The organism is Methylomonas albis (assembly GCF_014850955.1).
Classification (GTDB): domain Bacteria; phylum Pseudomonadota; class Gammaproteobacteria; order Methylococcales; family Methylomonadaceae; genus Methylomonas; species Methylomonas albis.
On sequence record NZ_JACXSS010000001.1, the window covers coordinates 529854 to 555096 of the forward strand.

The 25243-nt window shown below is 54.9% G+C and carries 23 protein-coding genes; 15 read left to right on the forward strand and 8 right to left on the reverse strand.

What is annotated here, in order from left to right:
- The first annotated feature begins 156 nt into the window (after nt 1-156).
- The 5 genes from EBA_RS02515 to EBA_RS02535 all read left to right on the forward strand — a co-directional run bounded on the left by EBA_RS02515 (nt 157) and on the right by EBA_RS02535 (nt 8050).
- Nucleotides 157-2193 carry a TonB-dependent receptor plug domain-containing protein gene (locus EBA_RS02515; RefSeq protein ID WP_225615866.1) on the forward strand — a complete coding sequence of 679 codons (2037 nt, stop codon included), beginning with the start codon at nt 157-159 and terminating at the stop codon, nt 2191-2193.
- 27 nt (nt 2194-2220) lie between these two features.
- A complete protein-coding gene (locus EBA_RS02520) occupies nt 2221-3309 on the forward strand; it encodes a lipocalin family protein (RefSeq protein ID WP_192372933.1) in 1089 nt (362 codons plus the stop codon).
- A 154-nt stretch (nt 3310-3463) separates the two neighbouring features.
- Nucleotides 3464-4090 (forward strand): YfiR family protein, encoded by a 627-nt coding sequence (locus EBA_RS02525; protein ID WP_192372934.1) that lies wholly within the window; start codon nt 3464-3466, stop codon nt 4088-4090.
- Nucleotides 4091-4094: 4 nt separating this feature from the next.
- Nucleotides 4095-7124 carry a response regulator gene (locus tag EBA_RS02530; RefSeq protein ID WP_192372937.1) on the forward strand — a complete coding sequence of 1010 codons (3030 nt, stop codon included), beginning with the start codon at nt 4095-4097 and terminating at the stop codon, nt 7122-7124.
- A gap of 2 nt (nt 7125-7126) precedes the next feature.
- On the forward strand, nt 7127-8050 hold the full coding sequence (locus tag EBA_RS02535) for a diguanylate cyclase (protein ID WP_192372939.1): 924 nt from the start codon (nt 7127-7129) through the stop codon (nt 8048-8050).
- Nucleotides 8051-8089: 39 nt separating this feature from the next.
- Here EBA_RS02535 and EBA_RS02540 read toward each other — a convergent pair whose 3' ends face one another.
- Together EBA_RS02540 and EBA_RS02545 are read right to left on the reverse strand one after the other, a co-directional pair.
- On the reverse strand, nt 8090-8944 hold the full coding sequence (locus EBA_RS02540) for an SIR2 family protein (protein WP_192372941.1): 855 nt from the start codon (nt 8942-8944) through the stop codon (nt 8090-8092).
- Nucleotides 8945-9195: 251 nt separating this feature from the next.
- Nucleotides 9196-9747: a hypothetical protein gene (locus EBA_RS02545; protein WP_192372943.1), complete on the reverse strand. Its 552-nt coding sequence runs from the start codon at nt 9745-9747 to the stop codon at nt 9196-9198.
- A 159-nt stretch (nt 9748-9906) separates the two neighbouring features.
- Here EBA_RS02545 and EBA_RS02550 point away from each other — a divergent pair, with 159 nt between their 5' ends.
- Nucleotides 9907-10389: a YajQ family cyclic di-GMP-binding protein gene (locus EBA_RS02550; RefSeq protein WP_192372945.1), complete on the forward strand. Its 483-nt coding sequence runs from the start codon at nt 9907-9909 to the stop codon at nt 10387-10389.
- A 205-nt stretch (nt 10390-10594) separates the two neighbouring features.
- Nucleotides 10595-11254: a thioredoxin domain-containing protein gene (locus EBA_RS02555; protein WP_192372946.1), complete on the forward strand. Its 660-nt coding sequence runs from the start codon at nt 10595-10597 to the stop codon at nt 11252-11254.
- 164 nt (nt 11255-11418) lie between these two features.
- Here the strand turns inward: EBA_RS02555 and EBA_RS02560 are convergent, their stop codons facing one another.
- Nucleotides 11419-12159 carry a hypothetical protein gene (locus EBA_RS02560; RefSeq protein ID WP_192372948.1) on the reverse strand — a complete coding sequence of 247 codons (741 nt, stop codon included), beginning with the start codon at nt 12157-12159 and terminating at the stop codon, nt 11419-11421.
- Between the two features lie 476 nt (nt 12160-12635).
- Here EBA_RS02560 and EBA_RS02565 point away from each other — a divergent pair, with 476 nt between their 5' ends.
- The 5 genes from EBA_RS02565 to EBA_RS02585 all read left to right on the forward strand — a co-directional run bounded on the left by EBA_RS02565 (nt 12636) and on the right by EBA_RS02585 (nt 17419).
- On the forward strand, nt 12636-14141 hold the full coding sequence (locus tag EBA_RS02565) for a helicase HerA-like domain-containing protein (RefSeq protein WP_192372950.1): 1506 nt from the start codon (nt 12636-12638) through the stop codon (nt 14139-14141).
- Between the two features lie 82 nt (nt 14142-14223).
- Complete coding sequence (locus tag EBA_RS02570) at nt 14224-14598, forward strand: VOC family protein (protein WP_192372952.1); 375 nt, start codon at nt 14224-14226, stop codon at nt 14596-14598.
- Between the two features lie 47 nt (nt 14599-14645).
- Nucleotides 14646-15332 (forward strand): helix-turn-helix transcriptional regulator, encoded by a 687-nt coding sequence (locus EBA_RS02575; protein WP_192372954.1) that lies wholly within the window; start codon nt 14646-14648, stop codon nt 15330-15332.
- A gap of 120 nt (nt 15333-15452) precedes the next feature.
- On the forward strand, nt 15453-16874 hold the full coding sequence (locus EBA_RS02580; protein ID WP_192372956.1) for a phosphomannomutase: 1422 nt from the start codon (nt 15453-15455) through the stop codon (nt 16872-16874).
- A gap of 98 nt (nt 16875-16972) precedes the next feature.
- Nucleotides 16973-17419 (forward strand): hypothetical protein, encoded by a 447-nt coding sequence (locus tag EBA_RS02585; protein WP_192372958.1) that lies wholly within the window; start codon nt 16973-16975, stop codon nt 17417-17419.
- 262 nt (nt 17420-17681) lie between these two features.
- On the opposite strand, the gene EBA_RS02590 is transcribed toward EBA_RS02585, so the two are convergent.
- From EBA_RS02590 to EBA_RS02600, 3 genes are all read right to left on the reverse strand, one after another.
- Nucleotides 17682-17858 carry a hypothetical protein gene (locus tag EBA_RS02590; protein WP_192372960.1) on the reverse strand — a complete coding sequence of 59 codons (177 nt, stop codon included), beginning with the start codon at nt 17856-17858 and terminating at the stop codon, nt 17682-17684.
- A gap of 75 nt (nt 17859-17933) precedes the next feature.
- Nucleotides 17934-18554 (reverse strand): pyridoxamine 5'-phosphate oxidase family protein, encoded by a 621-nt coding sequence (locus EBA_RS02595; RefSeq protein WP_192372962.1) that lies wholly within the window; start codon nt 18552-18554, stop codon nt 17934-17936.
- Between the two features lie 482 nt (nt 18555-19036).
- Nucleotides 19037-19654 (reverse strand): glutathione S-transferase family protein, encoded by a 618-nt coding sequence (locus EBA_RS02600; RefSeq protein ID WP_192372964.1) that lies wholly within the window; start codon nt 19652-19654, stop codon nt 19037-19039.
- Between the two features lie 195 nt (nt 19655-19849).
- Between EBA_RS02600 and EBA_RS02605 the strand changes: the two genes are divergently transcribed.
- The 3 genes from EBA_RS02605 to EBA_RS02615 all read left to right on the forward strand — a co-directional run bounded on the left by EBA_RS02605 (nt 19850) and on the right by EBA_RS02615 (nt 23152).
- A complete protein-coding gene (locus EBA_RS02605) occupies nt 19850-20749 on the forward strand; it encodes a LysR family transcriptional regulator (RefSeq protein WP_192372966.1) in 900 nt (299 codons plus the stop codon).
- Nucleotides 20750-20974: 225 nt separating this feature from the next.
- Complete coding sequence (locus tag EBA_RS02610) at nt 20975-22048, forward strand: hypothetical protein (protein ID WP_192372968.1); 1074 nt, start codon at nt 20975-20977, stop codon at nt 22046-22048.
- A gap of 276 nt (nt 22049-22324) precedes the next feature.
- A complete protein-coding gene (locus EBA_RS02615) occupies nt 22325-23152 on the forward strand; it encodes a spondin domain-containing protein (RefSeq protein ID WP_192372970.1) in 828 nt (275 codons plus the stop codon).
- Nucleotides 23153-23360: 208 nt separating this feature from the next.
- Here the strand turns inward: EBA_RS02615 and EBA_RS02620 are convergent, their stop codons facing one another.
- Together EBA_RS02620 and EBA_RS02625 are read right to left on the reverse strand one after the other, a co-directional pair.
- Entirely contained in the window at nt 23361-24008 is a 648-nt protein-coding gene (locus EBA_RS02620) for a methylamine utilization protein (protein ID WP_192372972.1), read from the reverse strand.
- Nucleotides 23978-25213, reverse strand: a complete 1236-nt coding sequence (locus tag EBA_RS02625) for a hypothetical protein (protein ID WP_192372973.1) — start codon at nt 25211-25213, stop codon at nt 23978-23980. Before EBA_RS02625 ends, EBA_RS02620 begins: the two co-directional genes overlap by 31 nt.
- Nucleotides 25214-25243: the final 30 nt, after the last annotated feature.

The window sequence follows — 25243 nt, forward strand, 5'->3', positions numbered from 1 at the left end:
TGATAGCCCTCAAAAAACGCAACGAATTTTTCGCTGTTAGCGCGTGGCGAATGCTTTATCCGTATTTAGCGACTATCTTGATAGACGGTTTGTCCGCAAAGGATTTTACTGGATGGATAGCCAACGGTACTTCGTCATCTCACGATAATAAAAAAAATGAAATCAACGATATGGCTTAATGGCCGGTATCAAACACCCGCGACGAATCGATTAAACCTATTACTGTTCGGTATGGCGCTTAACTTCAATGTTATGGGTAGCGCGGTGGCCGATAGCGCACCGGATATCGAAGGTTTTTCCATCAACGAATTAATGCAAATGGAAGTGTCGTCGGTCTCCAGAAAGTCGCAGACCGTGTCTGATACGGCCGCTGCGGCGTTCGTGATTAGTCAGGAAGACATCCGTCGTTCCGGTGCCACCAGTATTCCCGATGCCTTGCGGATGGCTCCCGGCCTTGAAGTGGCGCAAATTAACTCCAGCGTTTGGGCAGTGACCGCGCGCGGCTTCAATAGTCGTTACGCCAATAAATTGCTGGTATTGATGGATGGCCGTAGCGTTTACACGCCGTTATTTTCGGGGGTGTTCTGGGATCTGCAAGATACCTTGATGGAAGACATTGAGCGTATCGAGGTGATCCGTGGGCCAGGCGCGGTGATGTGGGGCGCCAACGCGGTAAACGGGGTGATCAACATCATCACCAAAAAAGCCAAAGACACCCAAGGCAATCTGTTCGTGGCCGGTGGCGGCAACCAAGAGCGCGGTTTCGCCGGTTACCGGCACGGTGGCCGCGTGGGCGACGACGGCAGTTACCGGGTGTACGCCAAAACCTTTGAACGCGACTCTTTTGTTAACGCAGCCGGAGAAAGGCTGCATGACGACTGGCGCTCGGTGCAGGCTGGGTTTCGTATAGATGATCGCATCTCCAACGATAGTCGCTACACCGTCCAAGGCGATGTCTATCGCAAAACCATAGGTAACACCGTGGTACCGCAAACGGTTCTGCCACCGTTTAATCGCGAGTTCAACGTCGACGAGCATGCCGATGGTGCCAACCTGCTGGCACGCTGGGAAGGCAATTTCAGCGACGGTTCCGAATTTATGCTGCAAGGCTATTACGATAGAGTTAATTTCAGCGCGGCGGCCCTGTCGGACAGTCAGGATATGCTGGACATCGATTTTCAGCATCGTTTGCATCCCAATGCCGACCACGATTTGATGTGGGGTGCCAGCTACCGTTTTATTCACAGTACGACCGAGAATACATCGGCCATAGCCTTTACGCCCAACAGCTTGGGCTATCACAACGGCAGCGTGTTCGTGCAAGACGACATCACGCTGATAGACGACACCCTGCGCTTGACGTTAGGGACTAAGTTGGAAGAAAGCCATTTCGGCAACACCCAGATACAGCCCAACGCCCGCTTGATGTGGACGCCTAATCATGTGCATTCGGTGTGGGCCTCGGTTTCCAGAGCGTCACGCACGCCCGCGCGCGGTGAAGCGCAGGCCAATGTCGCGCTGGGCGGCGTGCCGACTGGTTTGCCCGCGCCTTTCGATCAGGTTCAAGTCATCGCGCAGCCTAACCCGAATCTACGCGCGGAAAAAGTCTTTGCCGCCGAAATCGGTTACCGCACCCAATGGACCGAAAAACTCTCAACCGACATTACCGCATTCAATAATCAGTATTCCGATCGGGTTTTATTCCGCCGTGGGGAGTTGGTCGGGCTTACCCAGTCGTTGATCTGGAGCAACGCCCAGCAAGACTTCACCACGCGCGGGATCGAGATTGCCGGCGAGTGGCACGTACTGGATTGGATGCGCTTTACCGGCAATTACAGCCACCTGAAAATGGAGATTCCCCAGGACCCGCTTAATCCGGATATTGCCGGGCTGAGTCCGCGGCATCGCGGTTCCTTACGCTGGCAGATGGATTTGCCGGAAAAAATTAAGCTCGACTTTACGCTGCGCCATGTCGGCCGCTTGTATTCGACCAGCCAGGCCGTGCCGGCCTACACTACTTTTGACGCTAGACTGGCGTACGAACCCTATAACGGCGTGGAGTTTGCCGTTATCGCTCAAAATCTGTTTTCGCCCAGACATCCGGAATACAAGGATTCGTCCGCGCTGTCTTTGCCCGGCACCGCGGTGGAAGTGCCGCGCTCGATCTACGGCAAACTCAGTTGGCGCTTTTGATTTTTCAACCCGTAAAGAGTATCGACAATGCGTAAACTGTGGAAAAAATTGCCCTGGATTATTGCCGGGATTTTGCTGATTATCGGCCTGCTGAAACCGCCGTTATTGCCTTGGATGCTGTTAATCCTGACCGTGGCCGCGTATTTGTTCCTACCGCGCCGGGGTTTGATCGGTCCGGTGCAATTGCCGGCCGACGATGCGTTTTTACCCAGCGAACAAGTGCAGTGGTGGTATTGGACCGGACATTTATTCACCGACGATGGCCGCCGGTTTGGCTTCGAAATTGTGTTTTTCTCCTTCGACAGTTTGATGATTTTTCGCGATCAACTGGTGCAGGCGGCGGTTACCGACGTGAATGGCCAGCGCTTCTCTTTCAAAGAGTTTGTCGAATTCCATCTGCCCAATCGTACGCCCAATGGCTTCAATCTGACATCCGGCGCCGGCAATAAAGTCACGGCGGTGGGTGGAGACGGCCATGATCGCTTACATGCGCAAATCGGCGACTATGTGTTGGATCTGGAGCTCAACGCCACTCAGGCGCCGGCCTTGCATTACGGCGGCGATGCCCATCCCTATCGTTTCGGCGGCTACACTTACTATTACTCTCGGCCGAAAATGGCGACCACCGGCACTATCAGCGTTGGCGGCCAGACGTTTCAAGTAACCGGTAACAGTTGGTTCGACCGTCAATATGGCGAACTCTACCAAGCCATTCTGCAAGGTTGGCAATGGTTTGCAATCGAATTGGATGACAACAGGCAGATCATGTTGTTTGACTTCAAGGGTAGCGACAGTTCGGCGGAAAAATCCGGCTCGATTACCGACGCGCAAGGGCAAACCACCACGCTGGTCGCTCATGAATTCACGGTAACCGTGCAAGGCGAATGGACCAGCCCCCACACCGGTTGCACTTATCCTGCCGGCTGGGAAGTTGAGGTGCTTGGGGAAAAATTTACCGTGCAGCCTCTGGTACAGGATCAGGAATTGCGCGCTCAGCATGGTTTGTGGGTGGGTCCTGTATACTGGGAAGGCGCTTGCAGCGTGGCCGGTGCAACTAGCGGTCAGGCCTATGTGGAACTGAACGGTTTTTGCAGTTGCCCTGTGAGAGGCGCTTAAGCCGCTGAATGATTTGATGCCACGCACAGAGACGCAAACTGGTCCTGGTCACAGTTGATGAGATTTTGCGTCTCTAGCTTAACCAGCTTAATGGCCGGCCCTCGCCCGCTAAAATCATCGCAAATCGGCCTCGTCGTTTCTTAACCAAAATCTGATGCAAAAAGGATCTCGCATACATTACGAAACGACCGGTCGGAAAAGTCCACGCTGCGCTTTGGGTGTAGTGTTGGACATTGTCAGGCGCTATCTGCCACCCCAATTAGTTCTCGCCGGTTTTTGCCTGTTTTTGCCTGGCTGGCTTGCGTTGCAGGCCGAGAGTCTGTCCGAGGCGCAAATCAAAGCTGCATATCTATACAATTTTGCCAAATTCGTGGAATGGCCCGCCGAAGTATTGCCGCCCGGCGCGGATATTTTGCTCTGCGTGGTCGGGAATAATGTCCTGGATGGCGAGTTGCAAGCCCTGGACGGACGCAAGGCCGGCGAGCGCACCTTGCGGTTTGTACAGCATGGCCACGCTGATCCTAACCTGAGTAGTTGTCATCTGTTGTTCTTCGGCAGTTCCGAGCAACAGCACTTTGTGGTGACTTTAAAAGCCCTGCGCGATGCGCCGGTGTTGACCTTATCCGACATCGAAGATTTTGCGGAAAAAGGCGGCGGCATCAGCTTGCTGTTTCGCGACAACAAGGTGGTGTTTGAAGTTAATCTGGAACCGATTCGTAACGCGAGGCTGCATTTACCCGGCCAACTGTTGAATATTGCAGCTACTGTTTACGGGAGATAGTTTGATGCGCGTCTTGCCCAATTTTGCCAACTGGTCCTTACGGCGCAAACTGGTGTCCATCATCATGTTTAGTTGCGCGGTTTGCCTGTTTGTCAGTCTATCGGTATTGGTGGTTAGCTCGGTGGTCGGCCGTTATCGACAAGTGCTGCACGAATTGTCCAGTCTGGCCGATGTATTGGCCGAAAACGGACAAGCCGCGCTGGTATTTTCCGATAAACCGGAAGCCAGCAGGTTGCTGGAATCGTTGAAAGACCGGCCGGAGTTGTCTGCGGCCTGGATGGTGTCAGCCGATGGCCGCGTGCTGTCGTCGTGGAGCAAGGGTGTGTCTGACATAGACATACCTAACGACTACCGGCGGCCGTTCCGGGAATTGCGCACCGACTTTTGGAGCCGGCGTGCCGAGCTGATTACTCCGGTGATCAAAAATACCGAGCTGGTGGGCTATGTGTTGCTGCAAGCCGATTTTACCGCGCAATGGAACGATCAGCTCACAGACTTGGGCAAGAGTTTGGCTGCTGCGGGGCTGGCGCTGATATTGGTGTATTTATTGGCCGTGCGTTTGCAACGGATCATTTCGCACCCTATAGAAGAATTGGCCGCCGCTGCCCGGCTGATTGCTGGGGATAAAAACTATGCTTTGCGTGTGAAGCAACGCGATCACGACGAGATTGGCGATTTGGTGCAGGCATTTAACGCCATGTTGGGCGAAATACAATTGCGCGACGAAACGCTCACCGGCCATCGCGACCGCCTCGAAGCCGAAGTGACGCAGCGCACCGAAGAGTTATTGCAAGCCAAGGAGGAAGCCGAAGCCGCTTCACGATCCAAAGGCATGTTTCTGGCGAATATGAGCCACGAAATCCGCACGCCGATGAACGCAATCATCGGCTTGTCCGACCTGGCTTTGAACAACGATTTGTCGCCCAAACTGCGGGACTATTTAAAGAAAATTCACACCTCATCGCTGGCCTTGCTGGGGATTACCAACGACATTCTCGATTACTCTAAAGTCGAAGCCGGCCGCATGGAATTGTTGGCGGAAGTGTTTAGTCTGGAGGATGTGCTGGAAAATGTGCTGAATCTGTTCATTGTTCGCGCCGAGGAAAAAGGCTTGGAGCTGGTGCTGGAGCTCGATTCCGCCGTGCCGCCACGCTTGATTGGCGACGCATTGCGCTTGGGACAGGTGTTGAATAATCTGGTCGGCAATGCAGTGAAATTTACCGAGGCCGGGGAAGTTCACATCAAGGTTTCGCAGTTGGCAAGAACGCACGATTACGCGACCTTGAGTTTTTCGGTACGCGATACCGGCATCGGCATGACAGCGGCACAGCTCGATCATTTATTTCAAGCCTTCACCCAGGCGGATGGTTCGATTACCCGGCGTTTTGGCGGTACCGGACTGGGATTGACCATCAGCAAGCGGTTGGTGGAAATGATGGGCGGCAATCTGGCGGTGCAGAGTCAGCTTGACGAAGGCAGCTTGTTTGAATTTACGCTGTTGCTGCCGTTTCCGGCTGAGCAGAAATCTCGGCAAATTCCGGGTCATCTGCAAAGCATGCGGGTGTTGGTCGTCGACGATTTGGACATTTCCAGGCAGATGCTGCGCGATATTTTGTTGGCCTGGGGCTTTCAGGTTGAGGAAGCGGCTTCCGGGGTCGAAGCCTTGGAAGCGTTGCGCACAGCCAACGATGTTGTTCGGGATTTCGAGTTGGTGTTGCTGGATTGGAAAATGCCCGGTCTGGATGGTGTGCAGGTCACTCGGGAGATCCGCGAGATGGTGCGCCGCACCGAAATTCGTAGCGCGCCGGTAGTGATCATGGTGACCGCCTTCAGTCGCGAGAAATTGCTAAACGCGGCCGGCGACGCAATTCCCGACGATATTCTGGTCAAGCCGGTGATGCCATCGACCTTGCTGGACGCGTTGACGCGTTTGCAGGGCGGTAATACTGAGCAGCTTAGCGAAAAAGCCCGGCCGCTGCTGTCTAGCATGGCAGCATCGATACGCGGCGCGCATATCCTGCTGGTGGAAGATAACGAGGTCAATCAGATCGTGGCCCGCGAATATCTGGAAAGCTCCGGATTGCAAGTGACTGTGGTCAATAATGGCCGGGAAGGGGTAGAGGCGGTCAGAAAGGCTCGTTACGATGCGGTGTTGATGGATTTGCAAATGCCGGAGATGAGCGGTATCGAAGCCACCCGGCTAATCCGCGAGGATGCGCGTTTTGCCAATTTGCCGATTATTGCGATGACGGCGGCGGTGCAGGAGCGCGAACGTAAAGATTGTTACGCCGCAGGCATGAACGATCATGTCGGCAAGCCTGTGCTGCCACAAACCTTGATGGCGGCGTTGGTGCGTTGGATAAATCCGTTAGGGCGAAGCACTTCTATGGAGCCGGTTGCGTCAAAGCCGGAAGTTGTTTCCTGTTTGTCCAGGGAGTTACCCGGATTCGATATGGAGTATATTCGGATTATGATCGGCGAGGACGAGGCCAAATTACGGCGTTTGTTCGAGAGTTTTAGAGATAAATTTGCCGGTACAATGGAACACGTAAGAGCGGTGCATGGTGCCGGAAAAACCGAGCAGGCGTTGGATCTGCTGCATAGTTTGAAGGGAGCCGCCGGCGTGCTTGGCGCTATCGAACTAAGTAGGGCTGCCGCTAGTCTGGAGGATAGTTTACACGCCGGTATGCCGGTCGACGATTGCTTCACGGCTTGCGAGACCAATCTGGCGGCTACCCTGCGCACCATCGCCGATTTCTCCGCTGCGGAGGTTTCTGATGACCTGCAGAACGACACTGTTGATTGGGTGCTTGCAAATCAGTTTGCCAGCCAGTTGCGTGGCTTGCTGGAGGGTAGCGATTTTGTTCCCAACGAGCTGATCGAGCAATTAAAAAACGCACTGCCCGGCGCGGATACCCGGCAACTGATAAAAAAAATAGAAAAACAGGTCGGCAATATCGACTACGGTCAGGCGCGAGTGACGCTTGCCGAGCTGGTAACCTTGATAGCGGCACAGCTACAGAAGCGAGGATAGTGATGAATACTGAGGCCTCCAAACCCTTAATTTTGATCGTTGACGATACACCGACCAATATTCAGGTGTTAGCGGAAAATCTGATAGACGAGTATCGGATCAAAGTCGCTGTCAGCGGTGGAGCGGCCTTGGAGGCTATTGATCGGCAAGGTGTGCCGGATTTGATTCTGCTGGATGTGATGATACCCGGCATGGATGGCTACGAAGTCTGCCGCCGGCTGAAGGCCGATCCGCATACTGCGTCTATTCCGGTGATATTTGTCACGGCAATGAATGCCGCTACCAATGAAGAATACGGGCTTAATCTCGGCGCGATGGACTACATCACCAAGCCGTTTTACTTGCCGGTGGTTAAAGCGCGAATCCGTAACCATATTCGCTTGAAACAGATGACCGATACCTTGGAAGCGATGGCCTGGATGGACGGTCTGACTGGCATACCCAATCGGCGGCGTTTTGATCAGGTATTGGAAAACGAATGGAAACGGGCGCAACGTAATCAGTTGCCGTTGGCCTTAGTGATGGTGGATGTCGATTATTTTAAAGCCTATAACGACGGTCACGGCCACGGTGCTGGTGACATTTGCCTACGGCAGGTGGCAACCTTATTAGCTGCCTCGGTGAGTCGTTCCGGGGATTTGGTAGCGCGTTATGGCGGTGAAGAGTTTGTGATGTTGATGCCGGAAACTGACGCCGAAGGCGCTCTGCGTGTATCCGAGCTGTTGTGCCGGCGAGTAGAGGCGCAGCAGATCCCGCATCCCGGCTCCAGTGCCTCGCCTTGGGTGACGATTAGCGCGGGTTTTGCGGTAGTGGTTCCGGAGCTGCAGCAGCTGCCGACTGAATTACTGGACGGAGCGGATCGTCAGCTATATTTGGCTAAAGAAAGCGGCCGCAACCGCGCATATGGCATGTATTCGACTGTATAACCCGGCCGTGCATTCGACGGCCAGGCTTTTGGGGGCTTTCTAAGCTGCGACAGCCTCGGTTTGCACCGATTGCAGGAAATCTTGACAGTCGGCGTCAATCAATTCAAAGCCCATTTTCGCGCTAAAGCGTTTTTCCTTGTCGGTTGGGTTTTTTCTTAAAAACCAGCCTCTATGCTCGTCGGCACCGTAGGTGATGTCGCTCATAACCATACGCTCGGAATCGCGATTGAGCGGCAGGCCCAGCAACAGGTATTTTTTGCCTTTGCGGTAGTCCTTTAAAAAGTCCGGAATCGCGAAGCCCCCCATCAGCTCGGTGATGTAATCGACGTAGTCCGCATCGGAAGCAATGTAATTGGATTCGGGAGTTGGCGTGCCCATCGGTTTAAATAAAATCGGCAGATTTCTATCGACTTGTTCCTGTGGGATTTCGAAATAGCTGCTGCCGTCATAATGAAATATTTTAAAACGAAAGGCGGTGGCGACAATGCGGGCGACACCGACGATCAGTGTGTGTTCTTCGTCGGAATAACTGTCTTGTAACTGAGTATCACGATTGACGTCGACCACATACTTGGGCCGCCATTCTTTTAACCAATCATGCATGGATGCCCGTGTGTATTGAATTTGGCCGTAGGTTTTGTCAAGAAACTGGGATACATAGCTGCGGCCGCGCTTCAGTTCCTGATTCATCGCCGCGCGAGGAAACTCGTACATTAGTTTTGGCGCCATCGGTTTGCCGCCGTTCATTGCCAGAATCAGGCTGTTGCTGTCGGCCGGCATCGGTTCTTGCGTCAGCTTACTTTTGGCATCGAATACTGCCCCCGGACCCAGATAAGGGATGACTTGGTTATCGTACAAGCCGCTTAGAATTTCGGTAAAAACAGTGCTCGACATAGTGCGCCTCATGTAAATGAAAGGTAATGTCAAGCTAATGCAAAATTCAATCCAGTTTAACAGGATGTGGCGTCAGGCCCTTATTTGCCTAAGGTGTAAGTCGAATGGGTAGTTGGAAGTTTCGGTAACAACCGCACGAATTGGCGGTGATTTGTCGTAAGCACGACAATTTCGCTAGGTGCGGCCCATGGCCGTGATAGTGTGGGCTGAACTTTCTCGTAGCGAAGGGCAGCTCCCGCCGTGATAGCGGGTTAATGCCAACCACCGTACTGGGTAGTGGGGTCGCCGCGAAAACCGGAAGTGGTTTTATTGGCATCGGGAACATGTGCGGTACTTTCCGCCGCCTGTACCATATTGTTATGAGTGTAGCCGCCCATGGCTTTGGCTTGTTTGGCGATGGCGGTGGTCGTGGGGTTGATGTCGTATTTACTGGCGTCCGGATGGATCACTACGCTGATTAATTGCGCGTCTTTCGGCGCGTTGGGGGCGGGCGTGTAACTTAGAATGACTGGTAGATCGGTGCTGGCTGGTACTTGAATTTCATAGCGCTGGCTATTATTGAGCTCGGTGCTGGCAAGCGTTTTCCCGCTTTCGGAGAGTAAACTGACGGTGCCGGTTTTGAGTGGTCCGGCGTTGTCGCTGACAGCGCCTAGCAACGATGTGGTTCGCAGGGTTTGTTTGACGGCGGCTTTGCCGGGAGTGCTTGATTTTGCTTGGTCTTGGCCGCAACCGGACATTATTCCGCAGCTCAGCAGGGTGAGGCCGGCGATTAGGGTGAGCTTGAAAGTAGTCGGTGTCTTCATCAGTTTCTCCGTTGACATCAGTTAAAGATACCCGCTAAATCAGCGGCCGACAAGTAGGGTTTACGCGCTGCGAATTGGCCTGGGACGTTTAGATAGCAGTTGAATATTGCCGGTAAGGTCGTTATAGTTTCCACACTTTTATACTTGTAAATCAATGCTATGCCAACATTCGACATCGTTTCAGAACTAGACAGCCACGAAGTGACCAACGCTTTGGACCAAGCCAATAAAGAAGTCTCCACCCGTTTTGATTTCAAGGGCTCCAATGCCTGTTTCGAACAGCAGGACGACAATATCGTGATGAAAGCCGAATCAACTTTTCAACTGCAACAAATGTTGCCGATTTTGTATGCCAAGATGGGTAAGCGCGGTATCGACATTTCCAGTTTGGAAAGCGGCAAGATCCAGGACACCGGTAAAACTGCTCAACAAACCATCACCTTGAAGCAGGGGGTGGGTAGCGATCTGGCGAAAAAAATCGTCAAGCTGATCAAAGATAAGAAACTAAAAGTACAGGCCGCGATCAATGGCGATAAGGTGCGTGTGACCGGCAAAAAACGTGACGATTTGCAGGAAGTGATTCAAATGTTGCGCACGGAAGAGTTGGAACAACCGTTGCAGTTCAATAACTTTCGCGATTAGCCGCGGTTCCGTGACAGCTTGATCTGTCGTTGAGAGTTTCACTTGTTGTCTGGCGGAGGTCTGGATTCCTCAAAGAAATCTCGATTAACACACTCCGGCTGGCCGCCTAGGGCGTCCGGTAAGCGTTAGTGTCGTTTGTGCTAAGCTTGGGCAGTAAACGGCGTCAAATTGTTCGGAAACTTGGTTAAACCTTCGGGAGAGCGATATGAAAGCGCTAATGATCGGTCAAAAAGTGCCGCCCCTGTCGGTTTCAGAATGGGTACAGGGACAAGCTGTCAATTTCGAGCAATTGCACGGTCAGGTCGTGTTGGTGGCAGTGTTTCAAGTCAACTGCCCCAGTTGTTTCTTGTCTTGTTTGCCGCAAGTGTTAGGGTTAAACCAGCGTTATGCCCAGAGAGGTTTAACCGTGCTGGGACTGGCCACCGCGTTCGAAGATTTCGATAAAAACAATCTGGAAAACTTAAAACGTTTGGTCGAAACCGGCGAAGTGGTTGGCGAAACCCTGCGGGTGCTGAGCGAACGGGGGGTGTTACGGGATGGCAAGTTGCCGTATCGCATCGATTTTCCGGTGGCGATGGATAGGTTGACCAAGCGTGAATTCGGCAGCATCGAAAGCGAAATAGACGCCTTTATCAGTCAACGCTTGAGTGATCTGGAACAAGACATCGGTCTGCGCCAGCCGCACGTGCGCGCGCAGGTTAAACAATATCTACAAACGCTGGAGTATCACGCGGAAACCTTCGAGTTCTTTCAGTTGCAAGGCACACCATCGTATATCTTAGTCGATAAAGCCGGAGTGCTCGTTGCTTGCCGGTTCGGCGCTTATCCGGATCTGGAGTCCGATATTCTCAAGCTGTTGCAATAATCTGCGCTAAATCCAGCCGAACTTCAGAGGAAGCAACGGCAAAGCTAGCGATTGCTTGGGGTGGAAACTTAAGGCGACATCCATGTCTTGTTAACGTTTTTTTAGCTAGCCAAACATGCCGTTTCCGGTGTGGTTAGGCTGGGGTGAAGCAATAAAACTTGGCTTTACGCGCTTACTTTGCGACGCAAACCCATTAAACCAACCAATGCCGAGCCAAACAGCCAGGCAGCGCCAGGAACAGGCACTGCAGTGGTTCCACCTTCAATAAACGGCGTAAATACCAAGCTTTGTGTGGATTGTTTTTTCTCAATTAACGCAGAATCACCCGCAATGAATGACTCAGCGGTTAAGTCGTTTTGAATGCGCACACGAACATCTGCGTTGCCCCAAACAGTTGGTGTACTCAGTGTCGCGGAGGCAGACCAAACGCTAAGAGGGCAATTACTTGATGTCGAGCAGGTGTTAGTCAAAAGGCCAGCGGAGAAGCCGCTGGCGATATAATCTATGCCATTCCACAGATTGGTTAAACGCAATTGACCGGATGCATCCACTGCTGGTGCCAGACCGACGCTACCAGAGCGATTGATCAAACGGTAGTCACCGTTTTCCACTAGGTTCACACCACTCAAACTCAGGCCTGAATCGGTCTTAATGTCAAACTGAACGTTGCTGTTGGCAAACACCGTGCCGACGTTACCAGTTGATTGAGCCTTGAAGTTTAACGGCGAAAACAGAACGCTCTTCCCGTCGCCCGACAATGTCGGTGTGCCAAACAGGCCTAAAGCGGTATCGTCGTAGATGGCCGTAAAGCCGTCACCGTCCAACGAAATTAATGCCGCCGAGGCATTTCCGCTTAACATTGAAATTACCCCGGCGGCTGCCAAGAGCAGGGTTTTGATTTTCATATAACCTCTAAATATTGATAAACAGTCAGGACGACTTCGATCCGTAACAATCGCTTGAGTTACCGGTTTATCGAAGCTGGTTAAAGTTTGCTGGCCGCACTAGGTTTTGGGTTGGTCTAATGCGTTGCCGCGTCCATTGCCAGCCACCTACTACTTATATTTTGTCGAGTAAATGTCCAATAAAATTAAGGCCGTAGATATTCTTCCTAGAAATTCTGCCTTAGTGACCCAGCAGAGTCTTGTTCGGTATGCAATCGTACAAATCGTCTAAGTCAGGATGGTTACCACTCAGTGAAAGTTTGAAGAAATGTATTACAAAGGTATTCTGCCCATTGCCAAAGCCGAAGACGGGCCTTTGCTTCTCTTAGACAAAGCCGCATGTGGGCGGAACAGAATGCCAACCTATACCTAACAATTCAGGTCGTGGTATGGTTGCGCGACTTTTTTTATTCTTGTCGATTTTTCAGGAAACGCCCATGACCGAACCCTTGCTGATCGCCAAATCCCAAACTGCCGAACTGTGTCTACTGCCGGCCATGGCTAACCGCCACGGCTTGATCGCCGGCGCCACCGGTACCGGCAAAACGATCACCCTGCAAACCCTGGCCGAAGCGTTTTCGCAAATCGGCGTACCGGTATTCATGGCCGATGTGAAGGGCGATTTGTCAGGCATCAGCCGGACCGGCGGCGGTAATGCCAAAGTCGAGGCGCGGCTGGCTGAATTAGGCGTCGCCGCCAGCTATGCGGCTATGCCGACCTTGTTTTGGGACGTGCTGGGTAAAAAAGGCCACCCCTTGCGTTCGACGGTGTCGGAAATGGGGCCGCTGTTGCTGGCACGAATGCTGGATTTAAACGAGGTGCAAAGCGGCGTTCTTACCGCCGCGTTCAAGATTGCCGACGATAACAGCTGGCTGTTGTTGGACTTGAAAGATCTGCGAGCCTTGCTGCAATACGCGTCCGAAAATGCCTCAGAGCTGTCCGGCGAATACGGCAGCATCTCGGCGGCCAGCGTCGGCGCCATTCAGCGCGGCTTGTTGCAACTGGAACACGAAGGTGGTGAAAACCTGTTCGGCGAGCCGGCCTTGGACTTTAACGACTTTCTGCAAACCGACGGGGGCCGGGGCGTGATCAATATCCTGGCTGCCGATACTCTCTACAACTCGCCGCGCGTCTACGCCACCTTGTTGTTGTGGTTGTTGTCCGAGTTATTTGAAAATCTGCCGGAAGCCGGCGATCTGGACAAGCCTAAATTGGTGTTTTTCTTCGACGAAGCGCATCTATTGTTCAATGACGCGCCGGCCGCGCTGCTGCAAAAAATCGAGCAAGTAGTGCGTTTGATTCGTTCCAAAGGCGTAGGCGTGTATTTTGTCAGTCAAAACCCGCTGGATATTCCCGACGTGATCTTGGGCCAGCTCGGCAATCGCGTGCAGCATGCCTTGCGGGCCTTCACTCCGCGCGACCAAAAAGCCGTGAAAGCCGCGGCGGAAACCTTTAGAGCCAATCCGGACGTGGACGTCGAAATTGCAATCACCGAACTGGGTGTGGGCGAAGCGCTGGTGTCATTCTTAGACGCAAAAGGCACGCCGATGCCGGTACAGCGGGCGATGATCAAGCCGCCAAGTTCCCATGTCGGCGCGGTGAGCGAGGCCGAGCGGCAGGAATCGATCAATACTTCCATCATCGCTGGCCATTACGAAAAGCAGGTCGACCGCGAATCGGCCTACGAAATTCTGAAAGGCCGCGCCGAAAAAGTCGCGCCGCCCGAATCTGCCAGCGAAAGCGGCGATTCCGGATCTGGTTTCAATTGGGGCGAGGTGCTATTGGGCGGCGTCGGTGCCGCCACCAAATCCCGGCGCGGCCGCAGCAGCGGACAAAGCGTGCTGGAAGCGGCCGCGAAAAGTGCGGCGCGTAGCATAGGCCAGGAAGTGGGCAAGCAAATCATTCGCGGCGTGTTGGGCTCGCTGTTGGGCGGCCGGCGCTAAGACCTAAAACATTGCTGACATAACGCTGTCAGGAGGGCTGTTTTAGGATGACGGCTCTTTTAATCACAACGAGGAGAACATCATGATCAACAACGTCGCAACCTGGTTTGAATTACCCGTCATCGATATGCCGCGCGCGCAGGGTTTTTACCGCAGCATTTTGAATGCGTCTTTCAAGGAAGAGGAAATGAGCGGCTATCAAATGGCGATTTTCGACGCTGAAGAAGGCGCAGTCAGCGGCATGTTGATATTGGGTGAACACTATCAGCCTAGCGCAACCGGTGCGGTGGTGTATTTCAACGGCGGTGCCGATTTGAGCGAGCCCTTGGCCAAGGTAGAGGCAAGCGGCGGCAGCGTGTTGATGCCGAAAACCCCCATCCACGACGGCGAATGCGGTTACTTTGCGATGTTGCTAGACAGCGAAGGTAATCGTGTTGGCCTGTATTCCCAAGCTTAACGGCCAATAAAACCGGGGCAGTCTGAACTAGACTGCCCTATTTGCCCATGCGCCGCGCTGATCGTCTGTTTCAAATCGTCCAAATCCTGCGTAACCGGCGGATGGTTACCGCCAAGGCGCTTGCCGAGCGTCTGGAGGTTTCCGAGCGCACCATCTATCGAGACATCCAGGTTTTAAGCTTGTCCGGCATTCCTATCGAAGGCGAGGCCGGCGTCGGCTACATGTTGCGTCATAGTCTGGATATTCCGCCCATCATGTTCAGCGCCGCTGAACTGGAAGCCTTGGTAATCGGCGCGCGGATGGTGAAAACCTGGGCCGGTAAGGAGTTGGGGCATTCCGCGCAGTCGGTACTGGATAAGGTGACGGCAGTGGTACCGGCGGAATTACGCGAGCAACTGGAGCGCAGCAAATTATTCGCGCTACGTTTTTCGCCGCGCGAAGATTTGGATGTGACCATGGATATTTGCCGCAAGGCGTTGGACGGTAAGCGTTTGCTGTGCATGGATTACCGCCGTGCCGACGGCACGTTCAGCCGGCGGCGAATCAGGCCGCTAGGCTTATATTTTTGGGGCAACGTCTGGACCTTGGTGGGTTGGTGCGAACTGCGTGGCGATTTTCGCAATTTCCGGCTGGATCGCATCCTGCGGGCATTGGTGCTGGACGATGTGTTTACCGACGACGTCGGGCAAACCTTGCAGGATTTTATTCGGCGGATGCATTGCTCGCCGCAGTGAGCTTGTCCTGTTAAGGCGAAGATTCCGGTTGCCGAACGCCAGGTTTTCTCTATCATGTCTGAGTAAACCGGCGTTCCTGCCGGTATTTTCATTTCATTGACTCTCAACTGATCCTGACTCATGACAACAATCAACATCCAAAAAATGATGGCCGACAGCGGCGTGGCGTTTGGCACCAGCGGCGCGCGCGGTCTGGTTAGTCAAATGACCGGCGAAGTCTGCGCGGCTTATACATTGGCCTTTATTCAAGGTTTGAATCTGGCGCGGCCAGGGCAAAAAATCGCACTGGGCATGGATCTCAGGCCATCCAGCCCGGAAATCGCCCAAGCTTGTGTGGCCGGCATCCGTCAAGCCGGTTGCGATGTGGATTTTTGCGGTGTGTTGCCGACGCCGGCGCTGGCTTTGTACGCGTTAGTCAACGGTCTGCCGGCGATCATGGTCTCCGGGAGTCATATTCCATTCGACCGCAACGGCATAAAGTTTTACCGGGCCGACGGTGAGATCAGTAAGGCTGATGAAGCGGCGATGACCAGCGCGACAGTGGACGTGCAAACGGTTTCGGCCGAGTTGCCGGCGATTAATCCGGCCGCGCTGACGCAATTTCGGCAGCGCTATACCAATTTGTTTGGTCACGATTTGTTAAACAGCTGGCGAGTGGGTGTGTACGAACATTCCAGCGCGGCCCGCGATGTATTGAAAGAAGTGCTGGCGGAGCTGGGCGCAGAGGTAATTGGCCTGGAGCGCACCGATACCTTCGTACCTATCGACACCGAAGCAGTCGGCGAGGCGGATCGGCAGCGCGGCCGCAATTGGGCCTCCGAATACAAACTGGATGCGCTGATTTCCACCGACGGCGACGGTGACCGACCCTTGATCGGTGACGAAACCGGCGAATGGCTACGCGGCGATATTGTGGGTTTGCTGTGCGCGAAGTTTCTCGGGGCTGATACCGTGGTGACGCCGGTTAGCTGCAATACCGCCATCGAAGCCTCCGGTTGGTTCAAGCAAGTGATCCGTACGCGGATCGGCTCACCGTATGTGATTGCCGGCATGGAGGATGTACATAGCGGCGGCGTGGCCGGCTTTGAGGCGAACGGCGGTTTTCTGGCTGGTAACGGTTTGTCTGTAAACGGCAAGGCCTTGGCGCCATTGCCCACTCGCGATTCGCTGTTGCCGGCCCTAGCGTTATTGGCAATGGCTAGCACTCAAGGTGTGAAGCTATCGGGGCTGCTGCAAGGCTTGCCGCAACGTTACACCGCTAGCGACCGCATCCAGGCGTTTCCGGTTGCCAATAGCTGGGCCTTGCTGGAACGCTTGCAAGCCGATGAGACCGCTTATCGCGGGCTATGGGGCGACACTTTGGGCGAGTTGGTTAATAGCGATACCACCGACGGCCTACGCTTGACCTTCGCCAACGGTGAGATCGTGCATCTGCGTCCCTCCGGCAATGCGCCGGAATTGCGTTGTTATGCCGAAGCCGAAGATATGGCGCGCGCTGAATTACTGGTCAGTTCGACGCTAAAAAGGATTGCCGGGCGTTAAGTAGTTGTATAGCTCCTTAGCAATAGTGTTAATCGGCCGTTAAGTTTGGTTGCGGTACTCTGTTCCCGCATTAATAACTATTACTAAGGAGTTTCACCATGCAACACAAAAATGTATTTTTGGCTTCACTGTTGTTAATCTCAGGTTCCGCTTTCGCCGAAAGCTCTGTTTTAGGTGGTGTTGCCAAGCAAGCCGCGACCAACGCTGCAACTGCCGCAGTACCTACTGCGGTGCCGGGTGCTGCAAGCACGCTTCAGGCTGTTGAATCCGCAGGCGAAGCAAAACAGGCCGTACAAGCAGCACCTGGCGTGGTTAAGGATCAGGCGCAGGATGCAGTGAAAGACGCCGTACAACAGAAAGTGGAGCAGGCGGTGCCAGCGGGAGCGAAGCAAGGCGTGGAAACCTTGAAAGCAGGTAAGGAAGCGGCGACCGATCTGAAAGGCAAAGTGGATGCGGTGCCCAAATCAACCGGCGAAGCGGCGGCGGTTGTCAAAGGGCACGCCAAACAAAAAGCGGCCGGAAAAGCGCTGGATCTTTTGAAATAAGCTTAAGCAGTAAATAGCGCTTCGGCGCTATTTACTTATCATCGTGCAGATCCCGAAGTGATATTCGGGATTTGTCTACACCAGCGTATCGTACTTCACATTTCAGGGGTTGATTCAAACCCTGAAAATCTTGGAAACTGAGCGGAAGCGATGTGAAGATGTTTTAGTCCCCGATAGCCGTAGCGCCGGGCGGGTTTTCGCAGCGAAGCGGAGAAAACCTGCAAGGCATCTTGCCAGACAGGGCGTTAAGTCATGCAAGAGCCTAAGTTCCGACCCCTTGCTGGTTTATGCCCAGCAGATTCAGCACTGGCAGCGATTTTGGGAATGCCGCCGCCAAAGTTTGCGCTCGGACTTCAGTGAACGGCGCTTGCCCCGCTTGAAATAATTGGTGGAGAGCCTGTAGTTCCGCCGGTTGTGGTTGGTTTAGTGGTGTTTTCATTAAGACTATCAGCGTGCCGAAATTTCGACGCAGAATACCGCAAACCGCGCCAGTCCGGCAAAGCCCGCCGCCAGCTCAATCGATATAATCGGCACCAAGTGCGTCCCGTAACTGCCGGTTCTCGGCCTGTAAGCGTTCTATTTCCAACTGCAAGGCGGTCAGTCTCGGTTGAATCTGCGCTTCAGTGAAGCGCGGCGTGATGTGCTTCGGACAATTCCAGTCGTAGGCTTTTACGTCAATGACGATGGCCCGCTCGACGCCGGCTTCGGCCGGCAAAGCCGTCGGCCAATCCGCCGCGCCGAGCTCGACGATGCGGGCCACGCCCCAGATTTTCAGCCGGCGCCGCGCGGCGTAATCCATCAAGATCAATGCCACCCGGCCATCCGCGTCCAGATTGCCGACGCTGATGTACTGGCGGTTGCCGCGCACATCGGCGTAAGCCAGCGTGCGCGGGTCCAATACTTTTAAAAAGCCGGGGCGGCCGCCGCGAAACTGCACGTAGGGCCAACCGATCTCGCCGACACTGGCCTGATAAAAGCCGTCGCGCTCGGCGACGAAGGCTTGCTCGGTCTCGCCCAGTTCGGCGCGCGGATCGGCAGCCGTTTCGAAACCGCGATTGCCGTCCCGGCTGCCGTAACGGTGCTGCGCTGCGCGCACCGAGTCGGTAAAACAAATATCGGCAAAAGCTCTGGACATGGCGGATTACCTCGATTGCGGAATGGTGAATATGATTAATCAAGTCTTTAACCAGGCCACTTTTGTTTCTGGTAAACCGTTCGGGCTGAGCCTGTCGAAGCCTGGTGTGGAGCGCCCATCGACAGGCTCTGCTGATCGAAGCCGACGAACTGAGGGCGAACGGTATTTAACGTTTAATCCTGTTTGAACCGGCCGGCACAATCCCTTCGACTCCGCTCAGGGAGCGCTCCGAAGCTTCCCAAACGCTACGAAAGTGAACGCGCCGACGGTTCTCTTGAACAAGTCGAGCGGCGCGCTTGGCGTCCCCTGAACACCTCGAGCGGTCCGCCTGGCGTTCCCTGAGCGGGTCGAATGTAGGGCGCCCGGCCTTCCTTGAGCGGTGCCGAAGGGTCCGTTCCCTGAGCGGAGCCGAAGGGAACTTAAAACCTCAAGCGGCCAAAGCAATAGACTCCGGCCCACTTAAACGGCATGATCAAACCCCATCAAGCCGAAGCGCTCGGCCGCTGCCCGACCCGCTCCCGCCAAACGTGCAGATTTTTGCAAGTTTCCGGAATGCCAATCTGCAGCAACTCGATCAAAGCCAGACCGGCAAACAGCGTGATGTCCGGCATCGTCAACTGTTCGCCCATCACATAACGCCGGCCGCGCAGCACGCTGTCGAAATAATGCATGCCTTTGATCGCCACTTGGCGCTGGTATTCGCCCCACTCCTTAATTTGTATCGGTTCCAGCTTGCCCAAACCGGCCGTGGCGTGATGGAAATAATCGCTGGCGGCATCCAACACCAAGGCTTCGGCGCGGCGTTGCAGCATGTGGATTTGCGCGCGCTGCCGGGCGGATTCGCCGGTTAGCACCGGCGTGCCGGCGCTATGGTCCAGGTATTCGGTAATCGCGGTGCACTCGGCGATCGCCGTGCCGTCGTCCAGCACCAACACCGGCACCTTGCCGACCGGATTGAGCTGCAAAAACTCGGGACGTTTATGTTCGCCGTTCGGCACGTCGACCTGGATAAACTCGATACGGTCGGTCAAGCCTTTTTCGGCGGCGGCCATCCGGGCGCGGAGCGGATTGGGGAAAGCGCGGAATTCGTAAATTTTCATAAAAACCTCTGTCATGTTAGGCGTAGTGGATTTGCGTTGCGGCCGGCCTTTGCCAACCGTGGGGACAGTGTATTGGCTACTTCGAATAAACAGAATATGGACAAATTACAATTCACTATTCCGATTATCGGAATAAAATAGGCATTCAAACGCCGTTTACCGGCCCCGGTTCGGACTGATTCAAGGAGGTGGAGGATGGACAAACTGCAAGCAATGACGGTGTTCGTCGCGGTTGCCGAAGCGCAAAGCTTTGCCGGCGCCGCGCGGCGTTTGGCGATGTCGCCGCCGGCGGTGACGCGGGCGATTACCGCGTTGGAAGAGCGCTTACAGGTCAAGCTGCTGCAGCGCACCACCCGGCTGGTGCGGGTCACCGATGCCGGTCAGCGCTATCTGGAAGACGCCAAGCGGATCTTGGCAGACGTTGACGAAGCCGACGAAGCCGCCGCCGGCATCAACGCCGAACCCGCCGGCCACCTGGCCGTCACCGCGCCGGCGCAGTTCGGCAAGCTGTACGTAATGCCCGGCATCGTCGATTACCTGCAACGCTATCCGGCGATGAGTGTGACGGCCATGTTCGTCGACCGGGTGGTCAATCTGTTGGAAGAAGGCATGGATGTTGGCATCCGCATCGGCGAATTGCCAGACTCCAGTTTGCGGGCGCTACGCGTTGGCCAAGTGCGGCCGGTGGTGTGCGCGGCGCCGGAATATTTAAGGCGCCACGAAGCCCCCAACCACCCGAGCGAACTGGCCGGCCACGCCCTAATCGCCGCCGGCGGCCTCAGTGCCGGTCCGGACTGGCGCTTCGGCAGCGGCGTGGACGCAATCAGCGTGCGGGTCCAACCCCGGTTGGTCACGACCACGATAGACGCCGCCATCGAAGCCGCCGTGCTGGGCCTGGGCCTGACCCGCCTGCTGTCCTACCAAGTCGCCCCCTACCTGGCCAGCGGACAACTGCAAACCGTGCTGACCCACCACGAACCGCCGCCGATCCCCATCCACGTCCTACACCGCGAAGGCCGCTACGCCTCGGCCAAGGTCAGAAGCTTTGTCGATTTGATTTCCGAGCGGTTGCGGAGGGAAGCGCGGTGGTTGTGAGCCTATACGGGCCGTTGTGGTTTATCGTCTAACCTGATTCAATCGCCGCAATTAGACGTTTACCAGTCATATTAATTGGCTCCGATGATATACCGAAGGAAATCACATGCTAAACAATGAACTATCGTTTCTATGATCAACTTTCGGTAGATATATGGAAACCATCTAATTCCTTGTTAGCGCAAATCCGATCAACAACATCGCATCGTGGAGAAGGAAGCGAAAATGGACGAAGAGTTTCTATCCAAGATAAAGGGTAACAAAAATACTTTGGTGATCCACTCCGATGCAGGTGCGTGTGCTGCTGCGGCTATAATGGGGAATATTGCTGCTCGTGGTCAAGAAGAAGGTTCGTATTTTCGCCTTTCAGACGATTTCATCCCAACGATTGATGACTTTGCCAGCAGAGAGTTCGACGCAAATATTGCTATCGACCAGATTGATGCGGATTTCAAGAATGATTGGGTCGGATATTTGCGGACTACCGGTCTTCCAGTCTGCGATCTGAAATACAAGGACAACCGCACGCCCGAAGATAACACCATGCGTTTTCTTAATGCGAATAACCGACGCATTCCGGCAATGAAGCCCAGGATGGTTCATGAGTCGCGGGAACTTTTGGTTCCACATGAATATAAACTGGACTACGAAAAACTTGTAGCTCTCATCAAGGCTGGTGGCGATCTCAAACCATATCTTAGCCGTGACATTCTCAAAAAGAGGCAGCGTGATAAAAATGACCTCTTACTCAATTCTTGGGGGATACAACATCTGCACTTCCGCACAGAGGGAACCGATCAACTATTATTTTGCGTAATAGCAGAATCAGATGTGTTCGTTATCCAGACGTTATCTCACAACGAGAAATATCTATGGGTAAATACCGGGCTTGTTGAGATTTTGCACAGGAATTGGCCAACACTGATCTTTCGTGCAAAACATAATGGTCTTCGTCCAGAATCTGTTTCGGCAGCCAAACGTCACTCTCTTCGTTGCTACAATGCAAACTTTCCAGTTACAGTTGATGATGGAACTGTTTATCTTCCACTCGCACAGGGTACATTGGCATCCGGTGATTCCATGGAAGATTGGATAAACCGCAGGAAAATTTTTTCAGAACTTGAACATTATCAAAATATCGTTGTGCAGAATGCACTCGCTATTCGGATGGCACTTAATATGCCTGCTTCACAAAAGCTGGTAGTTCGGATGGCTTTTGATAACCGTGTCTGTTGCTTTTATGAGCCGACGATGGCAACACGAATTGGTGGTCTTGTGCTCCAATTCGTAGGGCCGTAGATGTGCTGAACAGCGTGAAGCGCATCGTTCGCGATTGGTGCGGTTCGTAAACTCGCCACACCCTACGCCCGCTTTTTGCTGGACATTTGTGATTGATAACTCTGTTCTGTCTGGCTGTTTTTGGCCGAACTGATAAGTCCCAAGTTTACCTTCTGGCATTTTGACCCGATTGACCGCCCCACATCTCACGCCCATTTGACCGCCCCGTGAGGATTTCGTGACTTTTCCGATTGCACAATGGCCGCGCCATTTGGCATTCAATTAAGGAGAATCACGATGCAGAAAAACCATGCTTTTGCGCTGTCGGCGCTATTATTGGCGGCCGGCGCCGCTCCGTTGAGTTCGGCTGAGGCCGCGCTGGTCACGCTGAGTTTCAGCAATCTGTCCGCCGCCAACGGGCCGGCCTTGAGTCCGTTTTTCGTTGCTTTGCATGATGGTACCTTTGATGCCTTCGACATCGGCACCACGGCTTCGTCGGCGATTGAAGCGATTGCCGAGATGGGAAACGGCGCCGGCTTGTCGTCGGCATTCGCGGCCAGCAGCGCGGCGGCAGCCGGCGGCACCAGCGCGACGGTGACTGCGGCGGTTAACGCCTTCGGCCCCGGCATTTTCCTGCCCGGCGCCAGCGGCAGTATTACCCTGGACCTGGACCCGGTGAAAAACCGTTATCTGAGTTATTTCGCGATGGTGGTGCCATCCAACGACCGCTTCGTCGGTAACGACTCACCGACCGAAATCGAATTGTTCGACGCCCAAGGCCATTTCACCGGCGGCACCTTCGTCGAGAACGGCAGCAGTATTTGGGATGCCGGCACCGAACTGGACGGCACCACCGGCGCGGCATTCCTGGTCGGCTCTAACGCGACGGACAGCCCGGCGCAAAACGGTACCATCCAGGCCAACCATGACTTCGCGGTCTATGCCGGATTAGGAACGCCGGCCGGTTACAACTTTACCGATCTGCCCGGCGCGAATACGCCGCTGCTGCAAATCAGCGCGGTGTCGCAAGTGCCGGTTCCGGCGGCGGTCTGGTTATTCGGCAGCGCCTTGCCTTTGTTCGGCTGGTTGCGGAAGCGCGCGCCGGTGTCGGCTTTGCCGGCTTGAGGCCGGCGTCTCAACTCGGTGGAGTACAAATCTAGATTTGTACTCTATTGAGAATTTCGTTACCCAGAACCTCCCCCTTTGAAAAAGGGGGATAGAGGGGGATTTATTTAAAAATCTCCCCCAGCCCCTCTTTGTCAAAGAGGGGAGTTATTCCCCTGAGATTCGGAGCACAAAACGGGTTTGCACTCCGGCTTGGCGAAGCACCGTATCAAAATCCGTCGCCGTAACCCTGATTTTGCAAGCTGGCCGGCGGCTTGCCGGTGGGGAAGCGGGCTTTTAATTCCACTGTCACCGCCAGTTCACCGGCCGGTACACTGATGATCTGCTCGGGCGCTTGCTCGGCCGCATCCGGGTGCCAAAAGCTCAGACGGTAGCGGCCGTCCGGCAAATCCAGCGTCCAGCGGCCTTCGGCGTCGGTAACCGCTAGATAGTCCGCATCGCTGACGTACACATACCCCAGCATCCAATCGTGAATGTTACAACCCAACGCGACGATGCCGGGCAGGTCGAAGCGCACCGGCTCGCGCGGCACGCCGCTATAGAGTTTGATTTCGAAACGCTTGGCTGCGGAAAACGAATAGACGTGGTGCTTGATCGCGTCGCTGTTTGGAAAATACACCGGCGTGCCGCTGCGTACCGCCAGCACGTGCGGGACGAATTCGCGGCTTTTCTGGTCCAGCGCCATCGCGGCCGGCGCCGGCGGCACTTTGACCCGGCCAGCGGCATCCAAGGCTTGGGCGGCGACCACCAGATCGGCCAACGGTCTGCCGCCGGCGACGGCCTTACCCGCCAATTCCGCGGCCGGTGCGACCACGGCCCAAGCCGTTAAAAAAACAGCCGGTAACCGACTTGCCAAAGTGTGTCCTCCTGATAAGCGGCTTCGCCGCGTTCCTGTCGCGCCGGGCGGGCGCTGAAAATGCGGCTGAATTCGACATTCAATTGATGGTGCTGAGCAAAGGTCAGATTGTAATTGACGTTCCAAGCCTGGCCGTGTTCGCCATTGCGGTCTTGCGGCAGGTAATCGCGCTCGTCGCTGCCGAAGCGTTCGTAGCGCACGCTAAAGCGGCCGTCGCCCAGCGGCCGGCTCAACAGCCAGCTTGCCGACCAAAAGCCGACATCGACCGCCCGCAAGTCGCCGAGCAATTCGCCCATGCTGGTGCGGCCGGTCAGCGCTTGCGAAATCAGCGTGGCTTCCCACGGCAATTCGGCCTTGGCGCCCAGGCTCCAAAAGCGGGTGTGCCAACCGTACTGGCCGGCGGACACAACGGCCGGATCGGCGTTGTTGTCGTAATACAGCGCGCGCAGCGTGTACCGTTGCGGCCGCTCGGCGGCGATGCCGGCGTAAAAGCCGGGCCGGCCATCCACTTCGACGAAGGCCTGGCTGGCGTTGGCCTGCTTCGGAAACAGCGCCGGAATGGCGATGCCGTCCGGCAGGCGCAGGCGGCCGGTCAACGTGGATTCGAAGTCGTGCAAACTCCAGCCGCGCCAGGCCAACGTCAGGCCGGCGGTGTCGTTGTTGGCCAGGCCGGCGCCGAACACGCCGAATTTATCGCCGGCTTCGGTTTGGTAATCCATACGCAACTCACCGCCGAACGTGCGCAATTCTTCGCCGCCCCAGGCGTTGATCGTCGACGAACTCAGCGTGTAAGGGCTGCTCCAGGCGGTGCCGGTGTTTTCCAACGAAATCGGCGGAAAAAACATGCCCAGGCGCCCGGCCAGACGCCAGCCGGCGGCGCCGACCGGCCGGTAAGCCAAATAGGCTTCGGTCAAGTCCAGCGGTGTCGATTGACGGTCCGCGTATTTGACGGTGGCGTTAACCATCCAATCCCAGTCCAAGCGCACCTGCAACGTCGCGGCGGCTTCGTTAACCCGCCAGCGGTCGCGCTCGTCGCCGGCGCGCAGCTTGCCCAGACCGTGCTCCAATTCGCCCGGCGCGGCGTCGCTGTGTTGGTAGCGCAGGTCCAGCAGGCCATGCCAGCTTACTTCGGGAAATTGGCCGTCGTCGGCTTGGCAGATCTGCATCATCAAACCGAAAAGCGTCAGCAACACAAGCGGCTGCATTAGGCGGGGTAGCTTCTCGGTTTCCCGCCG